General features: G+C 62.6%; 1 pseudogene. It reads left to right on the forward strand.

Annotated features, from left to right (window positions below):
- Positions 1 to 222: pseudogene (locus QP415_RS12265) on the forward strand (hypothetical protein); the annotation flags it as partial.
- Between the last annotated feature and the right edge of the window lie 32 nt (positions 223 to 254).

Raw genomic sequence — 254 nt, forward strand, 5'->3', positions numbered from 1 at the left:
GTATTCCAGGTGAGCGAGACCGGCGTGTATGCGCTCGAGCAAAATGACGATGAGGACGTCCTCACTCTCTCCTACCAGCCGTGGAATGGGGGCGGTAAGCGGGTGCTCTTGACGACGGGCACAATGTCGCGCTACCTCGTGGCGCGAAATCTGCTGATGGGGTATAGGCGCAGCATCCAATCCTTCGCCCTGCGCCCCGGCTGGAACGGTGGCGCGCAGTAGCGCGCACAGACGAGGACGGAGACGACCATGAG

The organism is Pauljensenia sp. UMB3104 (assembly GCF_030217285.1).
Taxonomy (GTDB): Bacteria; Actinomycetota; Actinomycetes; order Actinomycetales; family Actinomycetaceae; genus Pauljensenia.